Annotated in this window: 26 protein-coding genes; 16 read left to right on the forward strand and 10 right to left on the reverse strand. The window is 64.1% G+C overall.

The window, feature by feature from the left end; translation table 11 throughout:
- The first annotated feature begins 38 nt into the window (after positions 1 to 38).
- The 3 genes from WN72_RS30325 to WN72_RS30335 all read left to right on the forward strand — a co-directional run bounded on the left by WN72_RS30325 (position 39) and on the right by WN72_RS30335 (position 2,838).
- Complete coding sequence (locus WN72_RS30325; protein WP_092213656.1) at positions 39 to 1,205, forward strand: MFS transporter; 1,167 nt, start codon at positions 39 to 41, stop codon at positions 1,203 to 1,205.
- Between the two features lie 68 nt (positions 1,206 to 1,273).
- Positions 1,274 to 1,885 carry a PilZ domain-containing protein gene (locus tag WN72_RS30330; RefSeq protein ID WP_027560075.1) on the forward strand — a complete coding sequence of 204 codons (612 nt, stop codon included), beginning with the start codon at positions 1,274 to 1,276 and terminating at the stop codon, positions 1,883 to 1,885.
- Between the two features lie 329 nt (positions 1,886 to 2,214).
- Positions 2,215 to 2,838, forward strand: a complete 624-nt coding sequence (locus WN72_RS30335; protein ID WP_027560076.1) for a transglutaminase-like cysteine peptidase — start codon at positions 2,215 to 2,217, stop codon at positions 2,836 to 2,838.
- Between the two features lie 115 nt (positions 2,839 to 2,953).
- On the opposite strand, the gene WN72_RS30340 is transcribed toward WN72_RS30335, so the two are convergent.
- The 3 genes from WN72_RS30340 to WN72_RS30350 all read right to left on the reverse strand — a co-directional run bounded on the left by WN72_RS30340 (position 2,954) and on the right by WN72_RS30350 (position 7,439).
- Complete coding sequence (locus WN72_RS30340; RefSeq protein ID WP_092213654.1) at positions 2,954 to 4,717, reverse strand: CYTH and CHAD domain-containing protein; 1,764 nt, start codon at positions 4,715 to 4,717, stop codon at positions 2,954 to 2,956.
- 450 nt (positions 4,718 to 5,167) lie between these two features.
- Complete coding sequence (locus tag WN72_RS30345; RefSeq protein WP_244553694.1) at positions 5,168 to 6,460, reverse strand: metal-dependent hydrolase family protein; 1,293 nt, start codon at positions 6,458 to 6,460, stop codon at positions 5,168 to 5,170.
- Positions 6,461 to 6,731: 271 nt separating this feature from the next.
- The gene (locus WN72_RS30350; RefSeq protein WP_092213650.1) at positions 6,732 to 7,439 is read right to left on the reverse strand and encodes a GntR family transcriptional regulator; all 708 of its coding nucleotides are present in this window, start codon (positions 7,437 to 7,439) and stop codon (positions 6,732 to 6,734) included.
- Between the two features lie 257 nt (positions 7,440 to 7,696).
- Here WN72_RS30350 and WN72_RS30355 point away from each other — a divergent pair, with 257 nt between their 5' ends.
- The 7 genes from WN72_RS30355 (at position 7,697) to WN72_RS30385 (ending at position 13,669) form a co-directional block, all read left to right on the forward strand.
- A complete protein-coding gene (locus WN72_RS30355; RefSeq protein ID WP_027560080.1) occupies positions 7,697 to 8,683 on the forward strand; it encodes an ABC transporter ATP-binding protein in 987 nt (328 codons plus the stop codon).
- 42 nt (positions 8,684 to 8,725) lie between these two features.
- Complete coding sequence (locus WN72_RS30360) at positions 8,726 to 10,012, forward strand: ABC transporter substrate-binding protein (protein WP_167380672.1); 1,287 nt, start codon at positions 8,726 to 8,728, stop codon at positions 10,010 to 10,012.
- 5 nt (positions 10,013 to 10,017) lie between these two features.
- Positions 10,018 to 10,971, forward strand: coding sequence for an ABC transporter permease (locus WN72_RS30365; RefSeq protein WP_092213646.1), 954 nt, complete (start codon positions 10,018 to 10,020; stop codon positions 10,969 to 10,971).
- Complete coding sequence (locus WN72_RS30370; protein WP_092213644.1) at positions 10,971 to 11,849, forward strand: ABC transporter permease; 879 nt, start codon at positions 10,971 to 10,973, stop codon at positions 11,847 to 11,849. The genes WN72_RS30365 and WN72_RS30370 overlap by 1 nt, the downstream gene beginning before the upstream one ends.
- Before the next feature lie 5 nt (positions 11,850 to 11,854).
- Entirely contained in the window at positions 11,855 to 12,586 is a 732-nt protein-coding gene (locus WN72_RS30375; RefSeq protein ID WP_027560084.1) for an aspartate/glutamate racemase family protein, read from the forward strand.
- A gap of 111 nt (positions 12,587 to 12,697) precedes the next feature.
- The gene (locus WN72_RS30380; protein WP_027560085.1) at positions 12,698 to 12,889 is read left to right on the forward strand and encodes a hypothetical protein; all 192 of its coding nucleotides are present in this window, start codon (positions 12,698 to 12,700) and stop codon (positions 12,887 to 12,889) included.
- A 285-nt stretch (positions 12,890 to 13,174) separates the two neighbouring features.
- Entirely contained in the window at positions 13,175 to 13,669 is a 495-nt protein-coding gene (locus tag WN72_RS30385; RefSeq protein ID WP_027560086.1) for a hypothetical protein, read from the forward strand.
- A gap of 183 nt (positions 13,670 to 13,852) precedes the next feature.
- Here WN72_RS30385 and WN72_RS30390 read toward each other — a convergent pair whose 3' ends face one another.
- Positions 13,853 to 14,236: a hypothetical protein gene (locus WN72_RS30390; protein ID WP_027560087.1), complete on the reverse strand. Its 384-nt coding sequence runs from the start codon at positions 14,234 to 14,236 to the stop codon at positions 13,853 to 13,855.
- A gap of 104 nt (positions 14,237 to 14,340) precedes the next feature.
- Positions 14,341 to 14,658, reverse strand: coding sequence for a hypothetical protein (locus WN72_RS30395; RefSeq protein WP_027560088.1), 318 nt, complete (start codon positions 14,656 to 14,658; stop codon positions 14,341 to 14,343).
- Positions 14,659 to 14,806: 148 nt separating this feature from the next.
- Here WN72_RS30395 and WN72_RS30400 point away from each other — a divergent pair, with 148 nt between their 5' ends.
- Positions 14,807 to 14,971, forward strand: coding sequence for a hypothetical protein (locus tag WN72_RS30400; protein WP_167336492.1), 165 nt, complete (start codon positions 14,807 to 14,809; stop codon positions 14,969 to 14,971).
- Here WN72_RS30400 and WN72_RS30405 read toward each other — a convergent pair.
- Complete coding sequence (locus WN72_RS30405; protein WP_027560089.1) at positions 14,968 to 15,498, reverse strand: gamma carbonic anhydrase family protein; 531 nt, start codon at positions 15,496 to 15,498, stop codon at positions 14,968 to 14,970. The genes WN72_RS30400 and WN72_RS30405 overlap by 4 nt on opposite strands.
- Before the next feature lie 85 nt (positions 15,499 to 15,583).
- Positions 15,584 to 15,913 carry a DUF6949 family protein gene (locus tag WN72_RS30410; RefSeq protein ID WP_027560090.1) on the reverse strand — a complete coding sequence of 110 codons (330 nt, stop codon included), beginning with the start codon at positions 15,911 to 15,913 and terminating at the stop codon, positions 15,584 to 15,586.
- 218 nt (positions 15,914 to 16,131) lie between these two features.
- On the opposite strand from WN72_RS30410, the gene WN72_RS30415 reads away from it, so the two are divergent.
- Positions 16,132 to 16,839 (forward strand): hypothetical protein, encoded by a 708-nt coding sequence (locus tag WN72_RS30415; protein ID WP_027560091.1) that lies wholly within the window; start codon positions 16,132 to 16,134, stop codon positions 16,837 to 16,839.
- 192 nt (positions 16,840 to 17,031) lie between these two features.
- Positions 17,032 to 17,427, forward strand: a complete 396-nt coding sequence (locus tag WN72_RS30420; RefSeq protein WP_035729480.1) for a PaaI family thioesterase — start codon at positions 17,032 to 17,034, stop codon at positions 17,425 to 17,427.
- Positions 17,428 to 17,711: 284 nt separating this feature from the next.
- Here WN72_RS30420 and WN72_RS30425 read toward each other — a convergent pair whose 3' ends face one another.
- Both WN72_RS30425 and cysE read right to left on the reverse strand, forming a co-directional pair.
- On the reverse strand, positions 17,712 to 17,930 hold the full coding sequence (locus WN72_RS30425) for a DUF3126 family protein (protein ID WP_007602550.1): 219 nt from the start codon (positions 17,928 to 17,930) through the stop codon (positions 17,712 to 17,714).
- 122 nt (positions 17,931 to 18,052) lie between these two features.
- Positions 18,053 to 18,877, reverse strand: coding sequence for a serine O-acetyltransferase (gene cysE / locus WN72_RS30430; RefSeq protein WP_027560093.1), 825 nt, complete (start codon positions 18,875 to 18,877; stop codon positions 18,053 to 18,055).
- Between the two features lie 277 nt (positions 18,878 to 19,154).
- Between cysE and WN72_RS30435 the strand changes: the two genes are divergently transcribed.
- The 3 genes from WN72_RS30435 to WN72_RS30445 all read left to right on the forward strand — a co-directional run bounded on the left by WN72_RS30435 (position 19,155) and on the right by WN72_RS30445 (position 22,409).
- Positions 19,155 to 20,525 (forward strand): hypothetical protein, encoded by a 1,371-nt coding sequence (locus WN72_RS30435; RefSeq protein ID WP_167380671.1) that lies wholly within the window; start codon positions 19,155 to 19,157, stop codon positions 20,523 to 20,525.
- A 326-nt stretch (positions 20,526 to 20,851) separates the two neighbouring features.
- Positions 20,852 to 21,838: a c-type cytochrome gene (locus WN72_RS30440; protein ID WP_231164079.1), complete on the forward strand. Its 987-nt coding sequence runs from the start codon at positions 20,852 to 20,854 to the stop codon at positions 21,836 to 21,838.
- A 265-nt stretch (positions 21,839 to 22,103) separates the two neighbouring features.
- Positions 22,104 to 22,409: a hypothetical protein gene (locus WN72_RS30445; protein WP_141263069.1), complete on the forward strand. Its 306-nt coding sequence runs from the start codon at positions 22,104 to 22,106 to the stop codon at positions 22,407 to 22,409.
- Between the two features lie 569 nt (positions 22,410 to 22,978).
- Here the strand turns inward: WN72_RS30445 and WN72_RS30450 are convergent.
- Positions 22,979 to 23,734 (reverse strand): alpha/beta fold hydrolase, encoded by a 756-nt coding sequence (locus tag WN72_RS30450; RefSeq protein ID WP_027560097.1) that lies wholly within the window; start codon positions 23,732 to 23,734, stop codon positions 22,979 to 22,981.
- Positions 23,735 to 23,760: the final 26 nt, after the last annotated feature.

Consider the following 23,760-nt stretch of genomic DNA (forward strand, 5'->3'; position numbering starts at 1 on the left):
ACCGCACCCTCGGCTGAGGGGCATGGGGAGATGAGCCGTTGCGCAATCGCTGGGGCATTCTTGCGATCCTGTTCCTGGTGCGCCTCACCATCGCGTTCCAATTCCAAAGCGTGGCCGCGGTAGCGCCGCTGCTGCAACAGAGCTTTGGCGTCGGCATCGCCGATATCGGCATCCTGATCGGACTCTATTTCACCCCCGGTATCGTCCTGGCGCTGCCGGGCGGCGCGATCGGCCGATTTCTCGGCGACAAGCCGACGACGATTGCCGCGCTGCTGCTGATGACAGTGGGCAGCCTCGTCATGGCGGCCACCGATGTCTGGGGCTGGCAGATGGCGGGCCGGCTTACCTCCGGCGCCGGCGGCGTGCTGCTCACAGTGCAGCTCACCAAGATGGCCGCCGACTGGTTCGCAGGAAAGGAGATCGCGACCGCCATGGCGATCTTCGTCAATTCCTGGCCGGCCGGCGTTGGGATCTCGCTGCTGCTATTGCCGGCGCTCGGCACCGCCTATGGCGCAAGCAGCGTATTCCTTGCCGCAGCCGCGCTTACCGCGATCGGCGTTGTGCTGATCGCATTCTACCAGCCGCCGCCCGCAGCAATAGCCGGCCCGGCGGGCTCGGGCCGCCTCGATCCCCTGGCGCTGCTGGCGGTGATCGTCGCGGGCGCGATCTGGGGCCTCTATAATGTCGGCTTCGCCATGATCTTCTCGTTCGGCCCGTCCCTCCTCGCCGAGCGCGGCTGGAGCATCGCCGCCGCAGGCTCGGCGATCAGCGTCGTGATGTGGCTCTCGGTGATCTCGGTGCCGGCCGGCGGCTATCTCGCCGATCGCTTCAAGCGACCCTTTATACTGGCGATCGCGGCGAGCCTCGTCGTGGCCCTGCTGCTGGCCTGGCTACCGAGATCGGACGCCGTCATCACCATCCTCGTTCTGATTGGCCTGATCGGCGGCCATCCGGCCGGCCCGATCATGAGCCTGGCCGCGCGCGTGCTCGCCCCCGAGACCAGGGCGATCGGGATGGGCGTGTTCTACACGCTCTTCTATGCCGCGATGATGCTGGGGCCGGCCATTGCAGGCCGGCTCGCCAAATCGGCCGGCACCGCCGCGGTCGCGCTCGACCTCGGCGCGCTCGCAGTATTGGCCTGCCCGCCCCTGATGTGGCTTTTCGAGCGCATTGTTTCTGTCCGTCATCGCCGCGCGCAATCCTAACGCGGCATTAACCCTATGCACCTTAGGGTCGTCCCGGACTCCGCCAGGCGGGGGGTCGGGTTGTGAAAATGGCGTTGGCGAACAAAAAATTTCTTCCGGCCGCCGAGGAACGTCGGCGTTTTCAGCGGGTGAAGGTTCACCTGCTCGGTCGCTACATGCTGCCGGACCGCCGTGAATTCCCCTGCCAGGTGATCAACATGTCGCCGGGGGGTCTTGCGCTGCTCGCGCCCGGCATCGGCAATGTCGGTGACCGCGTGGTCGCCTATCTCGACCATATCGGCCGCGTCGAGGGCAAGATCACCCGCATCATCGACAATGGCTTTGCCATGACGATCGGCGCGACGCCGCGCAAGCGCGACAAGCTCGCGGCGCAGCTGACCTGGCTCGCCAACCGCGACATTCTCAATCTGCCCGAGGATCGCCGCCACGACCGTATCGTGCCGCGCAACCCGATCGCGGTGCTGACGCTCGAGGACGGCACCAAGATGACCTGCCGCATCATCGACCTGTCACTGTCCGGCGCGGCGATCGCCGCGGAGAACCGGCCGCCGCTGAAATCGACGGTTTTCCTCGGCCGGGTCCAGGGCCGCGTGGTCCGCAACCTCGAAGACGGCTTCGCGCTGGAGTTCATGCACGAGCAGCCGGCCGAGACACTCGAAGAGAGCGTTACCGCGCGGTAAAGCGCAACCGCACCAAAACCACTGTTTTTCCAGACCAAGAGGCGGCCTCCGCGATGCGGACGCCGCCTTTTTCATGCGGCCTGACAGCCTAGCGCGGGTTAACGCCGGCGCGCTTGCGCGCGGAAACGGCGGTTCCGCCAGCGTTTCCGCGTTAATCCCTAAAATTTGAATCAATTGCAGTATTCTCAAATTTTATTCGAATTTGGCTCAAGTATAGATCGAATTCTCCGCCAGTTTTACTTGCATTCGTCTCGACTTGACTTGGCCGACTTAGCGGCAACTCAAAAGCTCCATGCGAAACGTGGTCCCAACAAGAAACGGGGGCCGCAATGTTGGACTTCAGGGGACAGGGGAAAGGCTTGGCGATCGCCGCCATGCTCTTCGGGATCAGCGCGACAGCGCAGGCCGGCGAAGGCCGTCTGCTCTACGCGAGCCTCGGCGACACCACGCGTGCGCCGATCGGCTGGGTCGAGTTCTGTGCGGACAATGCCGCGCAGTGCCAGAGCGGGCCGACGCAGCCGCGCGACATCGTGATGTCGCAGACGGCTTGGCGCGACCTCGTCAAGGTCAATCGCTGGGTCAACGAGACCGTCAAGCCTTTGACCGACCAGGAGCACTGGGGCGTGATCGAGAAGTGGTCGCTGCCGACCGACGGCTACGGCGACTGTGAAGACTACGTGCTGCTGAAGCGCAAGATGCTGATGGATGCCGGATGGCCGCGCGAGGCCCTGCTCATCACCGTCGTGCGCGACAAGAAGGGCGAAGGACACGCGGTGCTGACGGTGAAGACCGACAAGGGCGAGTTCGTTCTCGACAATCAGAACGAGAACGTCGTGGCCTGGACGGAGACCGGCTACCGCTTCGTCAAGCGCCAGTCGCAGAGCGATCCCAACGTCTGGGTCTCGCTGGGCGACACCAAGCCGGCGGTCTCCACCGCCAGCGCGCGAGATTAGGAACGAGACAACGAGTTACGCGACCCGGTCACATCCCCACCCCTCCCCGTCCCAGACCGGTTCGCGCGCGGCCAGCCATCCCCCAATGGCTGGCCGCAACTTTTTTGGGATGCGATCAGTTCTGCGACACCCACGGCACGCGCGCGGTGGTGAAATCGCGCCACGTGCTTTGCAGGGCGGGCTGCACGCCGACCGAGGCGCGCGCCTGCCAGCCGGCGATCGCGGCAGCCGCGATGGCGCTGTCGGAGGACTCGCCACCGAGCCTATCGAGCAGCGAGGCCGTGACCGCCATGTCGTTGAAGGCGCCGAGCTCCTCCTGCAGGCCGGCGAGCCGGCGCGAGTAGCGCCTGGCGGATTTGCGATCGGCAAACAGCGGCAGCAGGAACTCGCTGAGATAGCGCAGCCGCTTGGCCGCGAGCCGCACCCGGTGCACCTGCTCAGGCGACAGCGACTTGAACCGGCGCCCGCGCTTGAGCACCTTGGCGTGCTGCTCCGACAGGATGCGCTGCGCGAAATTGACCGCCGGCTCGGCGAGCTGGCCGAGGTCTTCGGCGGCGACGTCGTTGCGCCAGCCGCGCGTCTCGATCCAGCCGCCGAGGCCGATCAGGAACAGCGCGCAGCGGCGATCGCCGAGCGCGCGATGCGCTTTGCGATAAGCCTCGGACTGGCGCCTGGCCGCGGCTCGGCCGAGCGTATCGAAGCCAGCGACCGCAGGACAGGCCGAGGCGATCGTCGGCAAGGTGTCGAGCTGGAACACATCCCAGTCGCGCGCAGCCGAAAGGTCCTGCGCCAGCCATTTGGTTTCAGCCCGCAGCGCATCGAGATTGCTGAGCGCGCCGACCGACGCCATCAGATCGAGCGCCGAGCGAAGCCTCCGCAGCGAGACGCGCAGCTGATGCACGCCTTCCGGATTGCGACCGTCCTCGGCCGCCGGCAGCGATTGCAGCAAATGGTGGAAGCAGGACCGCAGGATGGTCTCGAAGGCCTCGTCGAGCGTGACTGACGGATCGAGCTGAAGCTTGCGCGGCCGGCGCGCCGCCGGCGGCTTGTCGGCGGCAAGATCGAAGCCGCGCGCCGACTTGCTGCGGATCGACGGCTTCACCGCGCCGTGCTCGGCAAGACGCAGCGCGATCTCGTAGATCGTGCTGGCGCTGCCGCTCTTCAGCTCAAGCTCGATCTCGCTCACCGGCAGCGACCGCTCGCCGGCAATCAGCTCGCCCTGATCGAAGGCGATCTCGACGGTGCCGGACGGCAGGTCGATCATTCGCGCGTGGCGATGGATGTCGGCGGTGAAGACGGGTTCAAGCGGCTGCGTCTCGAGCTGCTCGCGGAGCTTCTCCGGAATGAAAGGCATCGCCAGAGCGAGATCCGGCGCGAGCGAGGGAACGCTCGCCTCCAACTCGCCACGGCGCAGCGGATCGTCCGCGGCGTCGGTCTTCACGGTCTGCACGAAGCGCGCGCCGTTCTGGCGCACGCGCAAGCTGAGGCCGCTCTTCCGAAGCGCGCGCTCGGGCGTGTCGTAGTAGACCGATTTGAGATGCTTGCGTGCCCCCTTGTTGCGCGCGTTGCTCGCGATGATCGGCGCGGCATTGAAATGCGCCATGCGCTCGGCATCGACGAGAAGCTTGAGCTCGATCTCGGCCGAGACGCGCGCGGCGACAGTCGATTGGGTTGGCTCCGGCGCGGGCGTCGCATCTTGCGACGGCGTCTGATCACTCACAGCGCCCTCGACGGTCTTTGGTTCCGCGCCGGCCTCGGCCAGATCAATCTGCCTGAGGAAGCCGGCGGCGACTTGCGTTCTCTTGTTGTCCTTTGGGACAGGATTCCCATCCGGCGCGCCCGGAGTCTTGCGGGCCGGCGTTGCGTCTGACTTTAGCATTTTACGATGACATGACAGTTCGATGACAGAACGTCAGCATATAGCGGGTGCGGTGCGCGAGGAATAGTAACGTTACGCTGCGGCGCATGATCGTCCACACGACGTTCAGGCGCAAAAGTCAGGCAAAGCTTGTCACAATCGGCTTGACGCCGACGAATTAAATTGCCGCGGGGCCCGGCAAGTGATCGAATTGACAGCGAATCTCGTCGCTCTCGAAAGCGAGATGAACGCGTCAGCGAGCTTGACTCAATGCTAGCCGAGAAATTCTTCCTGGTTCTGGAAACGCTTAGAAGTCACGCATCCGATGACCGGCCCGAAATTGTGACAAGTCCTGCGAGGCCGCCTGCGATCCCGGAGATTGCATCCACCTCGCCGCGCAAGAAGCCGGCATCTGACGATCGCAACTAGAAGCGTTCCAATGTCGCAAGGCCGCGCGACGCGCCATACGCGTCAATGTGCAAGACTGTTCTTGTAGATCCTGCCGCCCTTCATGATCACGACAAAACTCTTCGCGGGATCTTCGACGAGCGCGATGTTGTCGAGCGGATTGCCGTCGACGAGCAGGAGATCGGCGAGTGCGCCCTCCTCCACCACGCCGAGCTTGCCGGGATAGGGATTGCGCAGGCCCGAGAGGCTCAACAGTTCCGCATTGGCCGAGGTCGCCATGGCCAGTGCTTCGGCCGGCGTGTACCAGCGCGTCAGCGCAGCCAGCATCGAGCCCTGCTTCTCCGCCAGTGCCTGCGAGAACAGCACGTCGGTGCCGAACGCGGTCTTGATCTTGTACTTCTTCGCCAGCGCGTAGACGCGATCGGTGCCGGCGACCACTTGCCGCATCTTGTCCTGCTCCGCAGGCCCGAGCGCAGCGGCACCGGACAGATCGAGGAACGGCTGCGTGCTGAGCCAGATGCCCTTCTCTGCGATCAGTTTCGCATTCGCCTCGTCCATGAGATGACCGTGCTCGATGCATCTCACGCCGGCCGCGATCGAGCGCTGGATCGCGACCGGCGTGTAGGCGTGCGTCGCAACGTAAGTGCCCCAATTGTCGGCGGCTTCGACTGCCGCGCGCAACTCGGGCTCGGTGAAGGTGGAGACGTCGAGCGGGCTGAACGGCGAAGCGACGCCGCCGCCGGCGGTGAGCTTGACTTGCGAGGCGCCCTGCATCAGCTGCTCGCGGGCGCGGACGCGCACCTCGTCGGGACTGTCGGCGACCATGCTGCCGCCGATCTGCTCCATACGGCTGAGCATGCCGCCGATGGTCCGCGGCAGGTCGGAGAGCTGGCGGAAATCGCCGTGTCCGCCAGTGATGGTGATGATGGCACCGGATGGATAGATGCGCGGGCCAGCAACGAGGTCCTCGTCGATGGCCTGCTTGAGGCCGAAGGTCGGCCCGCCCATGTCGCGAATGGTGGTGAAGCCGCGCATCAGCGTCGCGGTCGCTTCGCTCGCGGCAACCAGATTGTTGTAGCCAATGTCGCCCGCGAGCGCCGCCATCGGCGTCGGACGCACCAGCATCGCGTGCCAGTGCGCGTCGATCAGCCCCGGCATCAGAACGCGTCCGCCTCCGTCGATGATTTGTGCGGCTACCGTCGCGTCTCCCGTCGCAATCTTCTCGATGGCACCGTTCCTGACGAGGACGCTGGATGGCGCCGAGAGCGCGCTGGCCTTGCCGTCGAAGATCCGGACATTGCGGAACAGCACCGCGGAGTCCTCGGCCGCTGCTGACGAGGGGCCGCCGAGCCCCATTGCAGTGCCGACAAGCCATGCTGCGAACGCGAAAACTTTGGCCGACATCCTCAAACCCGACATATCCAGCCTTCCACTGAGGTCTTAGGGCTACGCGAGGGGCGATGGCAGGCACGCAACGTCTGGTCGGCAGTTGACCCCGACGTTTAGCTTCCGTCAACGTACAACCATGGCGGCAAGATGCAGCCCTGCTATCTGCGATGACGGGGATCGGCGCGATCAGCCGCAATTGAATCAAAGAGGTCGCGCGTGACGTCCGGCCGCGTCCCGCTCAGGCGCCAAGCACGTCCGCGAGCCGCAGCTCGTCGGCCGCGGGATCCTTCAGGAACAGCTCGGCCTCGATCTCTCGCAGATGCGACAGCATCTGCGCCCGCGCGGCCTCCCGGTCGCGCTTGCGGATTGCGGCGACGATGCCGGCGTGATGATCGGTGCCGCAGGCCGGCGTGTCGTGGCGGCGATAGAGCAGGATGATCAGCGAGGAGCGCGCGATCAGCTCCTTGAGGAAGCCGAGATAGATGCTGTGGCCGCTCATCTCGGCAACAAGCCGGTGAAACTCGCCGGAGAGCCGCACGGAGGCGCGGGCATCGCCGCGCAGCTCGGCCTCGCGCTCTTCGGCGAGATGTTGCTGGAGACGATCGATCCAGACCGGTGACGCCGCATCGATCGCATGATCGACGATCGTCGGTTCGATCAGGCGGCGCGCCTCGAACACTTCGCGAGCATCGGCCGGCGTCGGCCGCGCGACGAAGGCGCCGCGGTTCTTCTCGATGTTGACGATTCCCTCATGTGCAAGCTGTTGCAGCGCGGTGCGCACCAGCGTGCGGCTCGCGCCGTAGATCTCGCCGATCTCGTCTTCGCCGAGCTTCGTGCCCGGCAGCAGGCGATGCTCGAGGATCGCGGCGGTCACGCCTTCCCTGATCCGGCTGACGCGATCGCTCGCATCTGGCGCGTCGGATTTCTGGCGGGTCTTGGCAGCCATGGGGTTGAGGGCTCGATCGGCGAATATCGGGCCAAATGTTAGTCGACGAGCTGTATCCAATCACAGGCGAAACTTTATACAATTTGCGCCTGTTTTGTGTGCAGGTGGCTGCGCGCGCGCCGGGCAGCCCGGATGCGCCGAATTCGATCTAACGATCTGACTCCGCAGCACACTTTCTGGGATTTGACGGACCGAAGCCTGTTGGCACGGACCTTGCGGAGAGAGGCGGAAAGCATCGCCCTCCCCCTGGACACGCCATGGCCACTCCCGCCGCTCTCGAACTGGTCGCCGTCACCAAGCGCTACGACACGACGCTGGCGGTCGACAACGTCAACCTGAAGATCCCGGCCGGCACCTATTGCTGCCTGCTCGGCCCCTCCGGCTGCGGCAAGACCTCGACCTTGCGCATGATCGCAGGCCATGAGGCGGTCAGCGCGGGCGACATCATTCTCGGCGCGCAGAACGTCACTGATCTCGAGCCCGCCAAGCGCGGCACGGCGATGATGTTCCAGTCCTACGCGCTGTTTCCGCACCTGACCGTGCTCGACAACGTGGCGTTTGCCCTGAAAATGCGCGGCGTCGATCGCGCGACGCGGCACAAGCGCGCAGGCGAGCTGCTCGAGCTCGTGGCCATGAGCCCCTATGCCGGCCGGCTGCCGGCGCAGCTCTCCGGCGGCCAGCAGCAGCGCGTGGCGCTCGCCCGCGCGCTGATCACCGAGCCGCAGATCCTGCTGCTCGACGAGCCGCTCTCAGCGCTCGACCCGTTCCTGCGGGTCAAGATGCGTGGCGAGCTCAGGCGCCTCCAGCGCGAGCTCGGCATCAGCTTCATCCAGGTCACCCACGGCCAGGAGGAGGCGATGGCGCTCGCCGACCACATCGTGGTGATGAACCACGGCAGGATCGAGCAGCAGGGCCCGGCCCGCGACATCTTCCACCATCCCCGCACCGAATTCGTGGCGCGCTTCATCGGCGGCCACAACGTCCTCAGCGACGCCGGCAACCTCATCGCCGTGCGCGCCGATCAGCTCGGCATCGTGCCGTTCGCCGACGGCGCGTTCGGCGCGCCGGCGCTGCTGACCCAGACCGAGTACCAGGGCTCCTACATCGCCGTCTCGCTCACGCTCGACGACGGCACCGCCCTGTTCTCCCACGTTCCGGAAGCCACCTTCGACGTTCACCCGTTCCGTCCGGGCGATCGCGTGCTGGCCACCTGGGATCCCGCCAAGGCGCAGCGCCTGCAATAGCGCCGATCAATCAGTGGAATGCGCAACAGAGGAGTGACTGATATGACCGAGACGACCAAGAAGGGTTTTAGCCGCCGCACCCTGCTCAAGGGCAGCGCGGGTCTCGCCGGCCTTGCCGCCGGCTCCGGCGCGATCACCGGCTTTCCCTATGTGCATTCGGCCGAGCCGAAGGTGCTGCGCTATCTCGGCACCGCCGTGAACGAGGGCGACGACATCTCCAAGCAGTGCCTGAAGGACACCGGCATCAAGATCGAATACATCACCGCGACCACCGACGACGTCACCAAGCGCGTGATGACCCAGCCGAACTCCTTCGACGTGCTGGACACCGAATATTTCTCGCTGAAGAAGATCGTGCCGTCGGGCAACATCCTTGCCCTCGACGCCAAGAAGATCAAGGAATTCGACAACATCACGCCGGTCTTCACCAAGGGCGAGACGCCCGGCGGTAAGAAGATCGGTGGCCAGGGCACCGCGCCGTGGAAGGTGCTCTATCTCGAAGGCAAGGACTCCAAGAAGTTCGCGACGTCGGCGACCGAATTCGTCACGCTGATCCCGACCGTCTACAATGCCGACACCCTCGGCATCCGCCCCGATTTGATCAAGCGTCCGATCAGCACCTGGGCCGAGCTGCTCAACCCCGAGTTCAAGGGCAAGGCCTCGATCCTCAACATTCCCTCGATCGGCATCATGGACGCCGCGATGGTCGTCGAAGCCAGCGGCAAATACAAATATGCCGACAAGGGCAACATGACCAAGGAAGAGATCGATCTCACCATGAAGGTGATGACCGAGGCGAAGAGGGCCGGCCAGTTCCGCGCCTTCTGGAAAGATTTCAACGAGAGCGTCAACCTGATGGCATCAGGTGAAACGGTCATCCAGTCGATGTGGTCGCCAGCGGTGACGAAGGTGCGCTCGATGGGGATCGCCTGCACCTTCCAGCCGCTGAAGGAAGGCTATCGCTCCTGGGCCTCGGGCTTCTGCGTGTCGAAGGGCGTGTCGGGCGCGAAGCTCGACTGGGCCTATGAGTTCGTGAACTGGTTCCTGTCCGGCTATGCCGGCGCCTATCTCAACCGCCAGGGCTACTACTCCGCCGTGCTCTCCACCGCGAAGGCGCACATGGAGCCGTATGAGTGGGCGTACTGGATGGAAGGCAAGCCGGCCGAGAAGGACATCAAGGCGCCCGACGGCTCTCTGCTCGAAAAGGCCGGCGCGGTGCGCGACGGTGGCTCCTATGAAGATCGCATGGGCGCGGTCGCGTGCTGGAACGCGGTGATGGACGAGAACGACTACATGGTCCGCAAGTGGAACGAGTTCATCGCGGCGTGACGGACATGTCGGAAGAGGTTTTGCAACAGGCAACCCCGGGCTTGATCCCGGGGTCGGGCACAGCGCGCGCCGCAAAAGCGACGCGGCTGTCGCCCTCCTTCATCTCCTGGCTCCAGGCCGGGCCGATGATGCTGGTGTTTCTTGCCTTCTTCCTCATTCCACTCGTCTTCGTCGTCATCGTCTCCTTCTGGGACTATAACGAATACCAGCTGCTCCCGGCCTTCTCGGGCCGCGGCTACACCGACACGTTCGAGGGCTGCATCGCGCAGCTCCCCGATCTCTGCACCATCGGCAAGACCTATCTGAAGACGCTGAAGTTGTGCTTCCTGGTGTGGGCGATCACGCTCTTCATCGGCTTCTGGGTCGCCTACTTCCTCGCCTTCCACGTGAAGTCCAAGACCTGGCAGATGGGATTGTCGTTGCTCTGCACGATCCCGTTCTGGACCTCCAACGTCATCCGCATGATCGCCTGGATCCCGCTGCTCGGCCGCAACGGCCTCGTCAACTCCGGCCTGATCAAGACCGGCTTGATCAACCACCCCGTGGAATGGCTGCTGTTCTCCGAATTCTCCGTCGTGCTCGCGCTCGTCCACCTCTTCACCTTCTTCATGGTGGTGCCGATCTTCAATTCGATGATCCGCATCGACAAGTCGCTGATCGAGGCCGCCTATGACGCCGGCGCCACCGGCCTCCAGACGCTGGTCAATGTCATCATTCCCCTTGCAAAACCCGGCATCGTGATCGGCTCGATCTTCGTCATCACCATCGTGATGGGCGACTTCATCACCATCGGCGTGATGGGCGGCCAGCAGATCGCCGCCGCCGGCAAGATCATCGAGACGCGGCTGAACGCGCTGCAATTCCCGGCAGCGGCGGCGAATGCCGTAATCCTGCTCGCAATCACTTTCCTGATCATCACCATGATGTCGCGCATCGTCGACATCCGGAAGGAGCTGTGATGAAGGAAGGACGCCCGCGCTCTTTCTACGTGCTCGCGATCTTCTTCGCGGCATATGTGCTGTTCCTCTACGGGCCGATGATCGCGATCTACGTGCTGTCGTTCCAGGGGCCGCAGGGCGGCCTCACCTTTCCGATGAACGGCGTCTCGACCTTCTGGCTTGCAAAGCTGTTCGAGGGCACCGGCATCGTCGATCTCGGCGCCGCCTTCCGCCGCTCGCTGCTGCTCGGCCTCGTGGTGATGGCCGTCACCGTCGTGCTGTCGGTTGCCGCCGGCATGGCGTTCCGCAGGAAATTCAGGGCGCAAAGCATCCTGTTCTACTCGGCGATCGCGAGCCTCATCGTGCCCTCGATCATCACCTCGCTCGGCATCTCCCTGGAATTCCGCATCATCGACGATCTGATCAAGGCGCATTGGAACGAGAATTTCGAGACCTCGATGGGCCTACTCACCTCGGGTCTCGGCGCGCACCTGACCTGGACGTTGCCGTTCGGCCTGCTCATCATGTTCGCGATCTTCAACCGCTTCGACCCGCGCCTCGAGGAAGCCGCGCGCGACCTCGGCGCGACGCCGTGGCAGACCTTCCGCTACGTCGTGCTGCCGATCATCCTGCCGTCGGTGATCGGCATCGGCCTGTTTGGCTTCACGCTGTCCTGGGACGAGCTCGCCCGCTCCAGCCAGGCGATCGGCCCGGTGAATACGCTGCCGCTCGATCTGCAGGGCCTCACCACCACCGTGACCAAGCCCGACATCTACGCGCTCGGCACCGTGATCTCGGCGGTGTCGTTCGCGGTGATCGCGCTTGCGCTCGGCACCATCCACATGCTCAACAAGCGGCAGGCGGCCATGGGCTCGGACGCCGGCAAAGGGCTCGTCTGATCGCGATGCGGCTGCACATCGTCAATCCCAACACGACCGCGTCGATGACGGCGAAGATCGCCGCTGCGGCGCGCAGCGTTGCGCTGCCCGACACCGTGATCGATGCGCGCCAGCCGTCGATGGGCCCGGTCTCGATCGAAGGCTTTTACGACGAGGCATTTGCGGTGCCCGGCATGCTCGGCTGCATCCGCGAGGCCGACCGCGACGGTGCGGATGCGCACATCATCGCCTGCTTCGATGACACCGGCATCGACGCTGCGCGTGCGGCCGCAAAGACGCCGGTGATCGGCATCGGCGAAGCCGGCTTCCACATGGCGAGCCTGATCGCAGCGCGCTTTGCCGTGGTGACGACGCTCGGTGTCTCCATCGTTCCGATCGAGCATAACTTACGGAAATACGGCCTCGCCGAGCGCTGCGCCCGCGTCCGCGCAGCCGAGGTGCCGGTGCTCGCACTCGAGGAGCGCAACACTGATGCGCTTGGAAAAATCTCCGCGGAGATCACCGCCGCGATCCGCGACGATCGTGCCGAGGCCATCGTGCTCGGCTGTGCCGGCATGGCCGACTTCGCCGCTGAACTCGCCGCCACGCACGGCCTCCCCGTGATCGACGGCGTCGCAGCGGCCGTGACGCTGGCGGAAGGATTGGTGCGGCTCGGACTGCAGACGTCGCGGCTCGGGCCCTACGCCGCGCCGCGATCGAAGACCTATTCCGGTCCGTTTGCGCCGTTCCAGCCATGAGCCCTAACCGGCGACCGGCAATCCCGATCAACTTTTATGTTTCTGTCATAGAGCGCACTGTTTTCGCGCCAACCCCATAGGAAGCCGCACCAGTATTTCTACGGGGCTACTATGAAAAAGAACGACGTGACGTGTTCCGCGTGCGGGGCCGGCTTTCGGCGACTGGAACTGTCGACACCGCCGGCCAACAAGGGCGAGTACCGCTGTCCCGCCTGTGACGAGGTCGTGGAGACCTTCGACGGCAGCGCGTTCATCGCCTATCGCATGACGATTCAGCCTTCGATGAAGGCTGCCCGTCCCTAGCGGATTCGTTGCATGAACACGGGGCCGTCCCCGGATCGCTCATCGTACCTCAATACCCGCTCATGCCGAATTCGGCGTGGGCGGGTATTTTTTGGGCACACCGATCCCGGTCACGGGAAGCCGCCGGGCTTGTGATAATTACGTTTTCCGGCACACGGCCTCTTTTTGGTCCCATTCCTTGCGGAAACGTAACGTTTTCGGGACATCCCCGGCCGCCTCTTGTTCTGCGTTCTTGGGTTGCCGGTCTTCGCCACTCACCAAGTTTCAATTTGGGTTTTGTCAGCGATGATCGATCTCGCAGAGAACACATCATCAAACCCTCTCCTTCGGCTCGGCGCCCAGCCTATCGCGCTGACCGCCGCCGCCCTCCTCCTGCTCATCGTCGGCGTGACCTCGATTGCGATGTGGCGCGCCTATACCGGCGCAGCACCCGAGACCGACCGGGTGGTGGCGTCGCGGCAACTCCAGGTCCGCACGGCCCAGGCGTCCGAGCAGCTGGTCGAGAAGACCAAGGGGCTGGAGGCTACCCAGCAGGAATCGATCGACCAGCTCCAGGTCGTGCAGGACCAGCTCCAGACCATGAAGCGGCTGATGGCGGCGCAGCAGGCCGACACCAAGCGCCTCTCCGAGCAGGTCGCAACGCTCAACGAGTCGATCGACGGTTTGCGGCAATCCTTCGCCAGCGCGCGGGCGACAGAGGCGGAGACGCCCTCGGTTACCCGCAGGAAACCGGCACGGTACCGCGTGCACGCCAGCGGCCGCAAACGCTCGCGCGGCTGAGCAACCACGGCGCGACTTTATTTTCGGCACTTGTGAACTGGATCACATTCCCCCGTATGATTCCGCGCCATGCTGACCGTCACCGGATGGCGTGAGCCGATTTCAATATCCGGGGCTGGCAAGGTCGTTGACGGTATACTGCGTCAACGGCCTTGTTTTTTCAGGGTCCGGCCGGTCACCCGGCTATTCGCAGACGTCGACGCGGCGGTATCGCCATCCCGCGGGCGTCATCACGCGCTTGCGCACGACGTAGCAGCCGCCATAGCCACCGTCGTCGTAACCGGTCCCATAATAGTAGGGGTCGCCGTAATAGGGGGATCCGTAGCCGTAGCCATAGTAGCCGCCGTAAAGGCCGGCGCCGGCAATTCCCGCCCCGATGGCGACGCCGGGCCAGAAGCCGCCGCCATGCCAGTGGCCGCCATGGCCCCAGCCGCCGCCACCGTGCCAGCCGCCACCGCCGTGGAAGCCGCCGCCATGTCCGAAACCGCCCCTCGCCTCAGCTGCCTGCGGCGCCGACAGCCCGACTGCCGCGACGGCCAGCGCCGCCATGATCATCTTGCGTAACATTCACTTGATCCTCCGCGTGGACACGCTCCACGCTTCAAAGCGGGATCAAGCTAGCGTCCCTTCCGCATTCCCGACAGCCACACTGTCTCACTTCCGCGCGAGCATCAGCAGCCGCGGCAGATGCTCTTGAGCTTCTTGTCCAGCATGCGGTTCTCGGCGTTCACGGCGGCATCGGTCGACCCACCGTTGCCGGTGCCGGTGGTGGCTCCCGAGCCCGGGCCGGATGATTGAGCCGTCCCCAAACTATTGGTCCCGGGCGGCGGAGCTGGAGAATTGGCGACACCGCCGGTCGATCCGCTTGATCCGGTCGATCCGGCAGAACCCGCGCCGCCGGTTGCTTGCGCGAACGATGCAGCGGGCATCACCGCAAGACTGAGGATCACGATCAAGCTCTTCATTGAAACGGTTGGCGATCTAGCCATCGGACATGCTCCTTTGGTTGACCAACCGCCCCGGCAAAGACCGGTTCCGGAACAAATGTAGCCCCACCAGCTTGAACCGGGCAGACAGACGCGCTCATGCGCGAGCTGATGACCGCGACCTCGCAATCATGGGAAGGCAAAGTTCACGATGACCGATCGCGATCCTTTTGCAGAAGGCGAACGCGCCGCGCGCGACAACATTCCACCTGAAGCCAATCCTTATTCAGACGGCAGCGACGAGCATGCGCTGTGGTCGGCGGGACACGAGAAAGTCGCAAGCGCCATGGAGGCCCGCGAGTCCGAAGGCAGCTAGCCGATCCGCTTCAGGCCTTTCTTGAAGCGCGGACCGTTGGCGACGTAGAACCTGGCCGCGCTTCCCATCTTCTGGACCTGGGCGTCGTCGAGCGTGCGGATCACGCGCGCCGGCGAGCCGATGATCAGCGAGCGTTCCGGAAATTCCTTGCCCTCGGTGATGACCGAGCCGGCGCCGACGATGCTGTTGCGGCCGATCTTCGCACCGTTCATCACGATCGAGCCCATGCCGATCAGCGCGCCCTCCTCGATCGTGCAGCCGTGCAGGATGACGTTGTGGCCGACGGTGCAGTTTCGGCCGATCACCATGGGAAAACCAAGATCGGTATGGCAGGTCGAGCCGTCCTGCACATTGGCGCCCTCGCCGATCTCGATCCACTCATTGTCGCCGCGCAGCACCGCGCCGAACCAGACGCTGGCGCCCGGCTTCAGGCGCACGCGGCCGATCACGGTCGCGGTCTCCGCGATGAAGTAATTGCCGTCAGCCGGAAGATCGGGCGCCTGCCCGTCGAGCTCGTAGATCGCCATGGAGGTCTCCTGTCGCGTTGACCTCAGGCATAGCGAAACGGCGGCGCGGAGGCAAAGGGCCGCCGCGCAGCCCTGCAGAACGGCGTCAGACCAGCACGCCGGCCGCGCGCAGCGTCATCAGGAAGAAGGTGCCGCTCATCATGCTCCAGAAGCCGGCGATGAGGGTCGCCATCATCACGAACTCGAAGCGGCGGCTTTCCAGCCGCATGCCGCGCAAGGTGTTGCGCATGATGATGAAGGGCGCCGCGAACACCAGGAACGGCACGGCCGCGAAGGTCGTCGGCGCGACGCCGGCCTGCAACAGGCCGAACCCGGCGGGCCGCTGCGTGGCGGCCTGGTATCCGTTCACGAGGGCGCCGGCGAGGGCGAAACCGATGCAGATCGAGAAGAAGGTATTGAGAGCTTCAGGTGTCATCGGAACAGTCCGCCCTTACGCAACGCGAGGAGCCTTCCTGTGACAAAAAGTGCTGGTTAGCGCTACATTATCCTTAAGGGAAGGTTAACGCCGCCGGCCGGCCCGCGCAGGGCCCTTCCCGTTCCCCGCAGGTGCGGGACGCTGCGCGAAATCGCCGCCGCGTGGCATATTCGCCGCTGATTCGTCGGCCAGCGGCCGACCTCCGGCTCGCGCAACCCATGACGATGTTTTCGGCAGCTTCCCTCAGGTCCCCCCGGACGCGCCCCCGGGCGCATGTCGTCCCGATCGTGCTCGGCGGCGCCGCGGCGGCGTGCGCGGTCGCGCTGGTGGCCTATCTTCTGTGGCCGACCTGGGGCGTGACCGGCGCCAACGCGCCGGACAAGCTGCCGGTGAGCGTCGGCGGCACGCTGTTCAATCTGCCGGCGGCGGCGATCCGCATGAAGATCCAGCGGCACACCGGGCCGCAGGAGCGCATCGATCTCGACTTCCTCTATCCCTCACTTGAGCCGCCCGGCGCGCCGAAGCACGTCACAGCCGACACCGTGGAAGTGGCGGTGCACTCGATCGACCGGATCTTCCTGTCGATCGCAGCCCATCACGATGCGCTCTCGCCCGAGCAGCGCACCGCCACGATCTATCCGCGCTATCTCGACCAGGCTGCAACCCAGCCGGAGGACGGGCTGACGATGCGGATGTTCCGCGCTGACACGCCTTACGGCAGCGAGGATCTCTACTCTGCCGCAAGCCCGGCGCTGACCGCGCGCTGCACCCGCGATGCGTCCACCCCCGGCATGTGCCTCTCCGAACGCCGCGTCGGCGGCGCCGACCTCACCTTCCGCTTCCCGCGCAGCTGGCTGTCACAATGGCGCGACGTGGCCGAGGCGATGGACCGGCTGACCGCGCAGCTCCGCGGGCCGAAGGGCTGAGCGCCCTCTCCGCTGCGGGATCGGCTTGCAGGGACGCACCCGGAGCCTCCCGACAAAAAATCGAAAACAACCCCATGCACAGTAGCCAAGCGTCTTGTCACGGCTTTCGCATTTTCAAAATTCGTCTTTTTCGAAATCGCGCTTGACCCGTCGGGCAAAACAGTGGCATGATGTCAGCATGGGGCGATCGACATGAACGATGCGGCAACACCTCTCCCACCCGGCGCCCAGCTGCTCGGACGCGAATGGCTTGGCTTCGACGAGAGCGGGCGTGCGCTGATCCGCTTTAGGGCTCAGCAGGCATTCACCAACAGGCACGGGACGATCCAGGGCGGATTTCTCGCGGCCATGCTGGACTCCGCTACCGGAATTTGCGCGCTGGCGGCGCCCTCATCCGAACTGACCGTCGTCACAAGAAATCTCGATACGCGCTTCCTGAAGCCCGCATCGGTCGGGCCGATCACGGCACGTGCGCGCATTGTCGAACAGACGGAGCGCGACATGGTCGTGCACGCCGAGCTCGTCGATACGAGCGGCATCATCGCCGCCGATGCCACGGCGCGGCTGCGCATTCTCGCGAGGAAATAGAGCTATCGAGCCGTAGCGCTGATGCTCGTCATTGTGGAGAGAGCGCGCCCCGATCTCCGATGCGTGCCCCGGAAGCAGCGCAGCGTCACTTCGACGGTGCGCTGCAGAGCCGGGGGCCCATGTTGCAGAGATGCGCTGTGTAGCTTCTGGGTCCCGGCTCTGCGCAGCAACGCTAAGAGCGTTGCAGCGCGTCCGGGACACGAGAAGACGCCTCGCGGAGCCCACACGGCTTCATTGCGAGCCCAGCGAAAACGCCGCTTCGCTCGCAATGACGGCGTCGAAAACTATTCCTGATCGACGAGATCGTCCTCGAGGATCGCCATCTGGAACTGGAACGAGCGATCGTCGTCCTCGTCGTCGACGAAGAGCACGCCGATGAATTCCTCGCCGATATAGACCTCGGCGGAATCATCCTTCTTCGGCCGCGGCACGACGCGGATCTTGGGATTGCCGAATACGCGCTTCAGATACGCGTCCAGCTTTCTGACTTCTTTGACGTCCACGGCAAGTCTCCGATCGAAATTGGTCGGCGGGTTTTAGGACGAGACGCGACGAACCGCCAGCATGAATTGCCAAAGAATTTGGGGACGACAAGCGCCGGAAAATCCGGCGCTTGCTCGCGCGCTCAAAGCCCCATCGCGTTGATCATCTGATCCATGGTGCGTGACGGCTCGGCGCAGCCGGCCTCACCGACGATCTTGGCGGGCACGCCCGCGACCGTGACGTTATGCGGCACGGGCTTGACCACGACCGAGCCGGCAGCGATGCGCGCGCAATGGCCGATCTCGATGTTGCCGAGAATCTTTGCGCCGGCGCCGATCAACACGCCGTGACGGATTTTCGGATGACGGTCCTCGTTCTCCTTGCCGGTGCCACCGAGCGTGACGCCGTGCAGGATCGAGACGTCGTCCTCGATCACAGCGGTCTCGCCGCAGACAAAACCGGTGGCGTGGTCGAGGAAGATGCCGCGGCCGATGCGCGCGGCCGGATTGATGTCGGTCTGGAACACCGCGGAGGCGCGGCTCTGGAGATAATACGCAAAATCCTTGCGGCCCTTCAGGTAGAGCCAGTGCGCGAGGCGATGGGTCTGGATCGCGTGAAAACCCTTGAAGTAGAGCAAGGGATCGATGAAGCGCGCAGTGGCGGGATCGCGGTCGTAGACGGCGACGAGATCGGCACGGAACGCGTTGCCGAGATCGGGATCGTCGCGGAGCGCCTCGTCGTAGGTCTGGCGCACCAGATCGCCCGACAGCGCGGAGTGATCGAGCCGGTCGGCGAGACGATGGATCACCGAATCTTCCAGGCGGCTGTGATGCAGCACCGTCGAATAGATGAAGGTCGCAAGCTCGGGCTCGCGATGGACGATGTCCTCCGCCTCGCCCCGGATCCGGTCCCAGATCGGATCGAGCGATGCGAGCTTTCCTCCCGGATTGACCTGATGCACTGCCATGGGATCTGCTCTTTCGAATGGGCTGGTTTTGTTGGCTCTATAACACAGTCTAGGCGACAAAGTCCTGACGGGCTTGCCTGAGAGTGAACAGCGCCTTGCCCCGCGAAAGCAGCCAACGCGTTGAAACACAACGGTTTCTTTTGACGCCCCCAAGCGGCAAGGTGGGCTCAAAATGGTCAGGCTTTGGCCAAATTCAAGCCGGGCGGCGTCAAACTATTGGTGAATTCCGTCTCGACGGTTATTGCGGGCATGGTCCCCGGGGGACGACGGAGCAATCTTGAGCATCACCACCGATCAATTGCGCGCGCGCGCCGCGGGCTCGTTTTGGCTGCGGCTGGCGGCGGCAACCCTGCCCCTCCTGCTGATCGCGCCGGCGTTCTGGAACGGCTATCCGCTATTGCAATGGGACACCGGCGGCTATCTGGCGCGCTGGTACGAGGGCTATCTGGTCCCGAGCCGCTCCACCGTGTTCGGCCTCTACCTGCACTATGGCGAGAGCTTCAGCTTCTGGATCAACCTCGCGGTCCAGTCGCTGGCAACGCTGTGGCTGCTTCAGCTCACGCTGCGCGTGCTCGGCCTGATGCAGACCTTCCGCTTCGTCGCGATCAGCCTGCTCCTGATCCTGTCGACCGCACTGCCCTGGCTCGCCAGCATGCTGCTCACCGACATCTTTGCCGGCCTCTCGATATTGTCACTGTTCCTGCTGGTCGTCGGCGGAGAGCGCACATCGCTGCTCGAAAAGATCTCGCTGTTCGTCTTCACCGCCTTTGCCGCCGCGACCCACAGTGCCACGCTCGGCGTGCTGCTCGGCCTCTGTGTCGTCGGCTGGACGGCGCGGCCGCTGCTGGGCAGCCGACTTCCGCTGGCCGGATTGGCGCAGGCGAGCCTGACCATCGTCGTGGGCGCCTTGATGCTGGTGTCGGCGAACCACGCGCTGTCGGGCAAATGGGCCTGGACCCCCGGCGGCTACGGCGTCGCCTTCGGCCGCATGATGCAGGACGGCATCGTCGCACATTATCTCAACGACCATTGCCCGCATGAGCACTACAAGCTTTGTCCCTATCGCAACGAGCTGCCTGCAACTGCCGACGAGTTCCTGTGGGGCAAGAGCATGTTCAACACGCTCGGCCGCTTCGAAGGCATGAATGACGAGATGGGCACCATCGTGGTGCATTCGCTCGCAGACTATCCGGCCTGGCAGGCCGGCGCAGCGCTCCGAGCGATGGGCCAGCAATTGCTGCACGTGGCGACCGGCGAAGGCGCCAGTGTCTGGCTCGGGCACACCTGGGGCATCATTGAGCGCTACATCCCGGCACAGGTCGCGCAGATGCGCGCGGCGCGCCAGCAGAACTGGGGCCTCGATTTCGACTATGTCAACTGGCTGCACGTCCCCGTCGCGCTGGTCTCGATGCTGGCGCTGGTCGCACTCCTCGCCCATGCGCTCGCAAACCGCCGGCTCGACGATCTGACGCTGCTGGCTGCGACCGTGATGCTGGCGCTGCTCGGCAACGCCTTCATCTGCGGCGTGATCTCGGGCCCGCATGACCGCTACGGTGCGCGGATGGTGTGGGTCGCGACCTTCGTGGTGCTGATGGCGCTGGCGCGCGCGTTCGGTGATGACGACGAGCCTAAGACCCGACGAGATTAGGGCGTGTACTCATAAACACTTGCCGAGGATCAGCGCCTCGATGTCTGCTCTACCCCCGACAGCGGCGGAATAGCGGACATCCCTCAACTGCCGCTTGGGGCCATGTGCAGTCAAGCCCCCTTTCGCCCCGCCCTGTGATTGATGTAGCCTAACTACGGAGCTGCTCAACGGGATGTGCCGAAGTCTCCGTCTATTGTGATGAGCAGCAATTGTGCCGTCGGCGGGCATCGCGTTCTCTACTGATCGCATTTTTTGCAGCGCCGTCATCTCACGCCAAGTGTGTGTTCCGCCGCGGAACACCACCGGAGAAGCACGAGGGCTCAATCATGAATAGGTTCGAGGGCGCGATGAAAATCGCTAGAGCTGTCCTTGCGTCGGCAGCAATTTGCGTAGCGCTACCCATCACCACAGCCACGGCGGGCGACTCACCGCCACGATGGGCTTATCCGGAGAACAATCCCAACTACAAGCCGCCGGTCGATGACGGTAACGTTGTGCGTGTGCCGAACAGCACGGCCGGTTATACCTGGAGCCAGCTCCGGGACCGATTCATCGCGCCGATCTGGCACCCGGACGACCATCGGCCACTGCCGGACATCGTAGCCAACGGCCGCAAGCCCGACGTATTCGCCTGCGGGTTTTGTCACCGCGCTGACGGACCTGGGGGTCCGGAAAACGCCGACCTCGCAGGTCTTCCGAAGAGCTACATCATCCGACAAATGGCCGAATATAAGAGCGGCCTGCGCGGCACCGCTGTCGCTGGCCGTTTGCCGCCGAGCTTGATGATCGCCCTTTCCAAGCCGATCACCGATGCCGAAGTGGAAGCAGCTGCGACCTATTTTTCTGGCCTCCAGCCGCGCAAGCGCATCAAGGTGGTCGAGAGCGACACCGCGCCGAAAAGTTACATCGCGGCGTTGCTCTGGGCAGCGGTGGAGGACGGTGAACGTGATCCGCTTGGGCAGCGCATTCTCGAAATTCCCGACGACCTGCACCGTTTCGAGAGCCGCGATCCGCGCTCGACCTTCACCGCCTATGTGCCGGTCGGTAGCCTGGCGAAAGGCGAGGCACTGGTGAAAAGCGGGTCGGGAAAGACGGTCGTATGCGCACCGTGCCACGGGCCGGAGCTCAAGGGGCTCGGGCCAGTGCCGAGCATCGCCGGCCGCTCACCGAGCTATATGTTTCGCCAGCTCTACGACTTCGGGCATGGCGCGCGGAACGGCGAGTGGAGCCCGCTAATGACGCAGGTGGTGAGCAACCTCGACCAGGACGACACGCTGGCGATCGTTGCCTATCTTGCTTCGCTCGATCCGTGACACGGGGCGGAGCCGCCCGACCGGAAGCAGGGCCGAGGCCAAGTGCAAGCGTGGCTCGCAATGCCGACGATTCAATCAGGCCTGTTTTAGGTCAAACTGCGAAGAACTCAGGTTGAGCAAATCTGGTCCGCTCTGGCTTGATGAGCGGACCTCCGTCGAACACGACGCAAGTTCGCAGGTGGGCCATTAGCAGACCTCGCTAGGTAGCGCGCTATTATGGTAATGTTACGCGGGATGCGTTCTGGCTCAAGTCGAGACCCACTCCATGAGAGATGAAAAGCCAAGGGGAGTTCTTAAGCTCGTTAGCGAGAAGCCTGGGCCCTCGCACGACCCGGGGCCGATAGTCGCTCACGAGACGATGTGTAGCAGCGCCGAACTCGATCCGCTCGTTAGGCTCGTCGCAGCCAATGCCTCCCTAATGAAAAGGTTTCGAGAGACTGTCGGCTGCAACGACGAAGCTCGTGTACGCGCCGTGATCGATGAAGTTAGAAGTTATGCCATCAGGATAGATCCCAATTTGACCTATGCCGAAGGCGCGAAACTCGCTCTTTTGCTTGCAGACTATCGATGAGCTGAATGGCCCGGTCGATAATCCTAAAGGTTTTCAGAGGTGTTGGCCTGTTTTGCTTATGCATCGTGGGGGTTGCCGTCGTTGTAGCCCCCTTGGAGCTTGTCGCTTACCCTATACTGAAATCCATCGGGTGCAGCTTGAGCGAGGAACAGCAAAGCTTCACTTGCGGAGGTGGCTGGGTCGGTAACTTCATCTCGACCGCTCTCAACCTGCCGATACTGTTCTCTGACGCGCGAGAGTTTACGTTCGGGGCGGGAGCGTCGTTCGGGCGCGGATTAGCGGTCTACCTGTTCGACGCGATTTTCATTCTCGCGCTGGCATATCCCCTACTGATACTCTTTGCGCGGAAAGGCGGCCGCCGAAGCAGCTAATGTCGGCAACGGGTCAAAACCAGTAAAGCTCAACCCGAGCAGATGCTTTCCGCTTGGCCGTCAGCAGCCGACGTTGCCTTTATGAGTACGCTCCTTAGCTAGGATGAATCGTCATTGCGCTTTACGTTGTTTGTTTAGGCATGATCTTTTCGGAAAACCGTTGCGCACATTTCCGGGTCATGCGCTCGGGACGAGACCTCAGCCGCGGCGTGACAGGAAATCCAGCACGCCGGTCTTGTAGACCTTGTCGCCGACCGCGCGCATGTGGTCGCGGCCCGGAATATCGAGCACTTCCGAACCAGGGATGATGGCGCCGAGCGCGCTGGCCGAGCCCGCGACGTCGTCGGTCGAGCCGACCGCGATCAGCACGGGCACGTCGATGCGTGCGGCTTCGCCCTTCGTCATGAGATCTCGCGTCCCGCGCAGGCAGGCGGCGAGCGCACGGCGGTCAGAGCGGGTTTGGTCTGCGAATGCACGAAAGGTGCGGCCGACGGGATCGCTGACGTCGTCGAGCGAAGGCGCCTCCAGCGCCTTGGCGACGTTCTCGCCGGGCCCGGTGCCTTCGATCAGGCCGCCAATGCCGATGCCGCCGAGGATCGCCGAGCGCAGCCGCTGCGGCTCGTTGAGGGCGAGCCAGGCCGTCATCCGTCCGCCCATCGAATAGCCCATCATGTCGGCCTGCGGGATGGCGAGATGATCCATCAGCGCGAGCACGTCGCCGGCCATTGTGGGGATCGAGTATTGCGCGGGATCGTAAAGTTTTGCGCTCTCGCCATGGCCGCGATTGTCGAGCGCGATCACACGGCGGCCGTTCTTGCGCAGCTCCGAGACCCAGGTCGGATAGACCCAGTTCACGTTCTTGCTGGAGGCAAAGCCGTGCACGAGGATGATCGGATCGCCCTCGCCTTCGTCGAGATAGGCAATTTCAACGGCGCCGTTATGAAAGCTCGGCATCATCAGTTCCGCAAGTCTTGAGGGGG

Origin of the sequence: Bradyrhizobium arachidis (assembly GCF_015291705.1) — a bacterium.
Classification (GTDB): Bacteria; Pseudomonadota; Alphaproteobacteria; order Rhizobiales; family Xanthobacteraceae; genus Bradyrhizobium; species Bradyrhizobium arachidis.